Annotated in this window: 8 protein-coding genes and 1 pseudogene; 6 read left to right on the top strand and 3 right to left on the bottom strand. The window is 78.1% G+C overall.

What is annotated here, in order from left to right:
- From PSR1_RS24100 to PSR1_RS21015, 6 genes and pseudogenes are all read left to right on the top strand, one after another.
- Positions 1-327, top strand: a pseudogene (locus tag PSR1_RS24100) (hypothetical protein); the annotation flags it as partial.
- 70 nt (positions 328-397) lie between these two features.
- Positions 398-829 carry a YbaN family protein gene (locus tag PSR1_RS20995; RefSeq protein ID WP_237758181.1) on the top strand — a complete coding sequence of 144 codons (432 nt, stop codon included), beginning with the start codon at positions 398-400 and terminating at the stop codon, positions 827-829.
- On the top strand, positions 829-1191 hold the full coding sequence (locus PSR1_RS21000) for a hypothetical protein (RefSeq protein ID WP_059439325.1): 363 nt from the start codon (positions 829-831) through the stop codon (positions 1189-1191). Before PSR1_RS20995 ends, PSR1_RS21000 begins: the two co-directional genes overlap by 1 nt.
- A 27-nt stretch (positions 1192-1218) precedes the next feature.
- Positions 1219-2133, top strand: coding sequence for a LysR substrate-binding domain-containing protein (locus PSR1_RS21005; protein ID WP_059439326.1), 915 nt, complete (start codon positions 1219-1221; stop codon positions 2131-2133).
- A 79-nt stretch (positions 2134-2212) separates the two neighbouring features.
- Positions 2213-2818 (top strand): LysE family translocator, encoded by a 606-nt coding sequence (locus PSR1_RS21010; protein ID WP_059439331.1) that lies wholly within the window; start codon positions 2213-2215, stop codon positions 2816-2818.
- A 50-nt stretch (positions 2819-2868) separates the two neighbouring features.
- Positions 2869-3573 (top strand): aspartate/glutamate racemase family protein, encoded by a 705-nt coding sequence (locus PSR1_RS21015; RefSeq protein WP_059439327.1) that lies wholly within the window; start codon positions 2869-2871, stop codon positions 3571-3573.
- 3 nt (positions 3574-3576) lie between these two features.
- Here PSR1_RS21015 and PSR1_RS21020 read toward each other — a convergent pair whose 3' ends face one another.
- The 3 genes from PSR1_RS21020 to PSR1_RS21030 form a co-directional block, all read right to left on the bottom strand.
- A complete protein-coding gene (locus PSR1_RS21020) occupies positions 3577-4044 on the bottom strand; it encodes a VOC family protein (protein ID WP_059439328.1) in 468 nt (155 codons plus the stop codon).
- An 83-nt stretch (positions 4045-4127) separates the two neighbouring features.
- Entirely contained in the window at positions 4128-4730 is a 603-nt protein-coding gene (locus PSR1_RS21025) for a phosphatase PAP2 family protein (RefSeq protein ID WP_059439329.1), read from the bottom strand.
- Between the two features lie 70 nt (positions 4731-4800).
- The coding region (locus tag PSR1_RS21030) for a patatin-like phospholipase family protein (protein WP_059439330.1) at positions 4801-6094 on the bottom strand (1294 nt) is incomplete at its 5' end.

Here is a 6094-nt window from a genome sequence, read left to right on the forward strand (position 1 = left end):
CTGCGCGGCGGGTCGGCCCCCGAGCTCGCCGAGGCGGGCCGCTACTTCGCGCTCGCGGGCCGGGAGGATCGCCGGGCGGCGGTGCGCGAGCGGGCGGCCGCGGAGGGCGAGCGGGCGCTCGCGTCCGGCGACCGGATGCGGGCGGCCCAGCTCTTCACGCTCGCCGGCCGCGAGGATCGCGTGCGGGCGGCGGTGCCGGCGTCGAGCGCGCCGCCCGGGCCGAGGCCGTCGGCCGCGGACGTGCGGAAGAAGCTCGAGAAGACCGAGGCCGAGCAGGAGAAGTTCCGCAGGGAGCAGGCCGACCTCGAGAAGGAGCTGGGGATGTGAGCCGGGGGGCCCCGGCGGGCGCCGGCCGGCATGCTTGCGGCGGGCGCGCGATCCGCCCTACACCTCTCCCGTGCCGCCCGACCCCGAGCCGACGACCGCCGCGACCCGCGCCGCCCCGGCCCGCCGGCTGCTGCTCCTCGCGCTCGGCTGGACGGCGTTCGCGCTGGGCGCGATCGGGCTGCTGCTGCCCATCGTGCCCACCACGCCGTTCATGCTGGTGGCGCTCTGGGCGTTCTCGGCCAGCTCCGAGCGCTTCCACCGCTGGCTGTACACGCACCGGCTCTTCGGGCCGCCGCTGCAGAAGTGGCAGCGGGATCGCGCCATCCCGGTCTGGGTGAAGGCGATCGCGCTCGGGAGCATGGCGGTGAGCCTCGCCTGGCTGGCGTTCGTGGTGCGGCCGCCGCGCTACGCGCTCCTCGCCGCCGCGGCGCTCGTCGCGGCCGGCGCCGCGTTCGTCCTGCGCATCCCGAGCCGGCCGCGGCAGCCGGTGCGGGAGCCGTGATGGCGCGCCGCCGGCGCACGCCGCTCGCGATCCTCGGCGCCGCGGCGCTGCTGGTCGCCTGCGGCGGCGGCCGCGGCCACCGCGGGGAGGGCGCGCGCTCGCCGGCCGCCACCGGTGGATGCGGCGCCGGCTGCCCCGAGGGCCAGGTCTGCGTGGACGTGCCCGGCGACGCCTGCGCCTGGCCGTCCGACGCGGGCTGCCCGGGCGCGTGCGTGGTCCCGGTGGCGTGCGGCGGCTTCGCGGCGATCCGGTGCCCCGGCGGCCGGGCCTGCGTGGACGACCCGCGCGACGACTGCGCCCCGCCCCGCGGCGCCGACTGCGGCGGCCTGTGCGCGCCCGGGCCCGCCGCGGACGCGCGCTGATCGCGCGAGTGGTCTATCCTCGCGACCGTGAAGGACCTCCCCCTCAACGCGCTCCGCGCCTTCGCGCTCGTGTTCGCGCACCGCGGCGTGCGCCCCGCCGCGCGAGAGCTCGGCGTGGCCCACTCGTCGCTGAGCCGGCACCTGGCCGAGCTGGAGGCCTGGGCCGGCACGCCGCTGACGCGCGGCCCCGGCGGGCGGGCCGGGCTCTCCTTCACGCCGCAGGGCGAGGCGCTCGGGCAGGCGGCGCTGGCCGCGCTGCGCGAGCTGGAGCGGGCCGCCGCCGCGGTGCGGGAGGCGCGCTCGGAGCGCTCGGTGGTGATCTCGACCACCGCCTCGTTCGCGAGCCGCTGGCTGCTGCCGCGGCTCCCCGCGCTGGAGGCGCGCCACCCGGACCTGGAGGTCTCGGTGCTCGTGGACCCGCGGCCGGTGGACCTCGGGACCGCGGGCGCCGGGGAGGTGGATCTCGCGATCCGGCTCGGGCGCGGCCCCTGGCGCGACCTGGACTGCCAGCCCCTGCTCGACGAGGTGCTGTACCCGGTGATGAGCCCGGCCGCGTGGCGGGCGGCGGGCTCGCCGCGCCGGCCGCCGGCGCTGGCGCGGCTGCGGCTGCTGCACGACCGGGATCCGGGCGCGACCTGGGAGCTGTGGCGGCGCGCCCACGGGCCCGCCTCGCTGGACGTCCGGCGCGGCCCGCGCCTCGCCTCGACCGACCTCGTGCTCCGCGCCGCGGCGCAGGGGCAGGGGGTGGCGCTGGCGCGGCACCGGCTCGCGGCGGACGACGTCGCCGCCGGCCTGCTGGTCCGGCCCTTCGAGCGCTCGGTGGCGATCGGGCCGGCCTACTGGCTGGTGCTCCCGCCGCACGGGCGCGGCCGCCCCGCCACCGCGGCGGTGGTGGCCTGGCTGGAGCAGGAGGCCCGCGCCTGCGGTCCGGCGCCTGCCTGAACGGTCTCGTCCCGAGACCGAACCTCGCGCCCGTCCGACCGGCCCCGCGTGGCAGATCCCAGCCATGGAGGGCGCCGGCATGAAGACGTGGATCGCGACCGCTGGGCTGGTGGCCGTGGGGGTGTTCACCCCCGGGCCGAGCAACTTCGTGGTGATGCACCGGGCCGCCGCGGCCGGGCTCCGGGGCGCCGTCCCGGCCATCGCGGCGGTCCTGCTCGGGCTCGTCGCCCTGCTCGGGCTGGCGGCCGCGGGCGGGGGGGCGCTGCTCGCGGCGGCCCCGGCGCTGCGGCGCGTGCTGCAGGCGGGCGGCGCGGTCTACCTGGCGTGGGGCGGCGTGGCGCTCGTGGTGGAGAGCTTCCGGCGCGGGCCGGACTCCGGCGCCCCGGCCGGCGGCGCGCTGCCGCAGCGGCCGGCGGCGGTGTTCCTGTTCCAGTTCACGAACCCGAAGGCCTGGGCCATGGTGGTCACGGCGGCGTCGGCCTCCGGCGACGCCGGCGCGGGCGAGGCGTACCTGCGGCTCCTCCCGCTGTTCACGGCGCTGTCGCTCGCCGGCCTCCTCACCTGGGCGGTGCTCGGATCCTCGCTGGAGCGCGCCATGCGCGTGCCGCGCTGGCGCCGCCGGATCGACCGCGGCATGGGCGCGCTGCTCGCCGCCTCGGCCGCCCTGCTGCTCGCGCGCGCCTGAGCGAGCGGGGCCGGGCTCCCTCCCTTACACCCCAGCACGAGGTCGTTCGCATGCAACCGATCGTCGGAATCGTGGGCGGGCTCGGTCCCGAGGGGACCGTCCACTACTACCGGAAGCTCACCGCCCGGCTCGCCGCGCTGCCGCTCGATCCGGGCCGGCCGGGCGTCGTCGTGGACCACGTCTGGATCGACCGGTTCTCGGCGCTGCTCCGGGCGGGCGCCGATCCGGAGGCGCTGGAGCTCTTGCTGGGCTCGCTCCGGCGGCTCGAGCGCGCCGGCGCCACCCTGGCGCTCTTCGCGGCGGTGACGCCGCACCGGTTCCTGCCGGCGCTCCGGCCCCGCTCGCCGCTGCCCATCGTCGACCTGGTGGGCGCGACCTGCGAGGACGTGCGCGCCGCCGGCCACCGGGTGGTCGGCCTCGTCGGCACGCGCTTCACCGTCTCGGAGCCGTTCTTCCGCGAGGCGCTCGAGGCGGGCGGCGCCCGGGTGGTGGTCCCCGACGACGCAGGGGCCGACGTCCTGGACGCGCTGATCTTCGGGCCGCTCGCGCGCGGCGAGAAGACGCCCGGGATGAAGGGCGACCTCGCCGCGATCGTGGGCCGCATGGCGGCGCGGGCACCGCTCGACGCGCTGGTGGTCGCCTGCACCGACCTCATGGACCTGATGGGAACCGAGGTCCCGCTCCTCGACCCGATCGACAGCCACCTGCGCCTCGCGCTCCGGATGCTCGGCTCATCCGGAGCGCGGGCGCAGTGACGCTCACATGGCCGGCAGCGCCGCCATCCGGCGCTGCATCTCCTCCGGCGAGACGTCCTCCTTGTGCGTGCCGACGTGCCAGAGGTGGCCGAACGGATCGACGATGGAGCCCATCCGGTCGCCGTAGAACTTGTCCTCCACGGCGCCCTTCAGCGTGGCGCCGGCGGCGACGGCGTGGGCCACGGTGGCGTCCACGTCGGGCACGTACACGACGAGCCCGACCGCGGTGCCGCCGATGGACTTCGGGCCGAGCGCGCCCATCTCCGGGTGCTCGTCCGCGAGCATGAACGGCGAGTCGCCGATCTTCAGCTCCGCGTGGCCGACGCGGCCCTCCGGCCCGGGCAGGCGCATGGTCTCCACCGCGCCGAAGATCTGCTTGTAGAACTCGATCGCCCGGCCGGCCTCCTTCATCACGAGGTAGGGGGTCAGGGCGTGGTAGGCGTCGGGGACGTGGTTGACGGCGGCGGACATCGGGCGCTCCTCGGCTTCGGGTTCTCACGAGGAGTGTCACGGCGCGGCGCCGGGATCGACGCCCCCGGCGGGTGAACAACCGTTCAGGGTCGGTCCGGCGCCGCCGGGCGCCGCCGCTGCCACCTCGCCCAGAGCCAGGTGGCGAGCAGGCGCGCCACCATCCCGCACACCACGCCCCAGGCGGCGCCGGCGAGCACGTCGGTGGGCCAGTGCACGCCCACGTAGACGCGGCTCAGCGCCACCAGCACCGCCACGCCCAGCGCCGCGAGCCCGAGGCGCGGGCCGGCGGCGGCCGCCACGGTGGCCATGGCGAAGAAGTTCGCCGCGTGCAGGCTGGGCAGCGAGCCCACGTCGGCGGCGGGCGCCAGCCAGCGGAACGTGCCGGGCGGCAGCGCGTAGCAGGGACGGCGCCGCGCGAGGAGCGGCCGCAGCAGCTGCGAGCCGAGGCCGTCGCTCATCGCGATGGCGGCGCCGAGCGCGGCCACCAGGCGGAGCCGGGCGGCGAGCGGGCCGCGCACCGCGCGCGCGATGAGCACCGCGAGCAGGATCGCCCACGCCGCGCCGAACGGCTTCGACGACACCAGCACCATGAGGCCGTCGAGGATGGGGCCGCCGTCCGCGTTCAGCGCGCGGAACAGCCAGGCCTCGCCGGCGGTGTGGAGGTCGTGGGTGATCGCTGCGAGCACGGGGTCCCCGGGGAGCGCGGTCCTGAGGCCCTCCTCTTACCCCGTTTCGGCGGCTCCGGGGGCCGCGCCGCTACACGCGCGGGCGCGCCCGGAGCTCCGGCGCGGGCCGGGGGGCCCGCTCGCGCAGGTCGCCGCCGGTGGCCGCGGCCGCGTCCACCAGCCGGTCCACGCCCTCCAGCGCCGCCCGCGCGCAGTCCGCCTGCGGCCCGGTGACCGGGTAGCTGCCGCGGCCACCCCGGTGCGCCTCGAGCAGCTCGAGCAGCGCCGCCCGGCCCGGCGTGCCGGGCGCGTGCGCCGCCCAGGCCGGCGCGACGTACCGCTGCATCACGTCGAGCAGCGAGCGGAAGCGGATCCAGCGGTGGTCGTCCCAGCGGAACCGGTCGCGCAGCCGCACGCCGGCGTCGGCGCCGCGCGCGGCGAGCCGCGCGATCACCTCCGGCGGCATCTCGAGGTTGAGCCCGCCCTCGTCGGCCGCGTGCGAGACGTGCACGATGCGGTCGCGGTAGCCCGGCGCGGTGAGCTGCATCTCGTCCACCCAGGTCTGCATGGTGGTCACCACCGCGGCCAGGAACCGGAGCGGCGCGGCGCGCCCCGCGCCGAGGCGGTGCCAGCGCTGCGCGATCCCCGACGCGTTGTTCGCGGGCAGCCAGGCGCCGAGCGGGTGATCGGGGTGCTGCGCGCGGAGGTCGATCGCGAACGTCGGGCGGGTCGGCAGCGCGGCGTCGAAGAAGTGGATGGGGATGTTGGAGCAGATCCCGCCGTCGGAGAACCAGGCCCGCTCCAGCTCCGGCTCGGCGCGCCGCCGCTGGTTCCGCCTGCGCGTCCAGTCCACGCCGTGCAGCGGCACCGCCCCGAGGAGCAGCGGGAAGCTGAGGCTCATGCGCGCGAGCACCAGCACCGGCAGCCCGGGCCCGCGCGGGAAGAGCACCAGCGACGGTTCGTGGGCGGGGAGCCGCACGCGCCGGCCGTCGGTGCGCGCCCGGCGCTCCGCCTCCTCGGCGCGCCCGGCCTCCACCAGCCGGTCCACCACCTCGGCCGGGAACAGGGCCCGGAACTCGGCCTCGCGGAAGAAGAACACCGGGTCGTCGGGGTGGAGCGGCAGCCGGAACGGGCGCTGGTGCGTGACGCTGGTGGTGGTGACCTCGAGCCGCAGGCCGTGGCGCTCGAGGTGGCCGAGCGTGAGCACCTCGCGCGTCCCCGCCAGCGTCTGGACGAGGCCGTGCAGCCAGGCGGTGAGCGGCGGCGGGCCGCCGCCGCCGGGCGGGGCGAAGCCGCTGCACACCCCGAGGCCGTTGTCGGCGATGGCGCCGAGCGCCGAGACGGCCGACGCCGCCGCGGCGCCGAGCGCGGCGAGCCCCAGCACC

Origin of the sequence: Anaeromyxobacter sp. PSR-1, assembly GCF_000964525.1 — a bacterium.
GTDB lineage: Bacteria > Myxococcota > Myxococcia > Myxococcales > Anaeromyxobacteraceae > Anaeromyxobacter.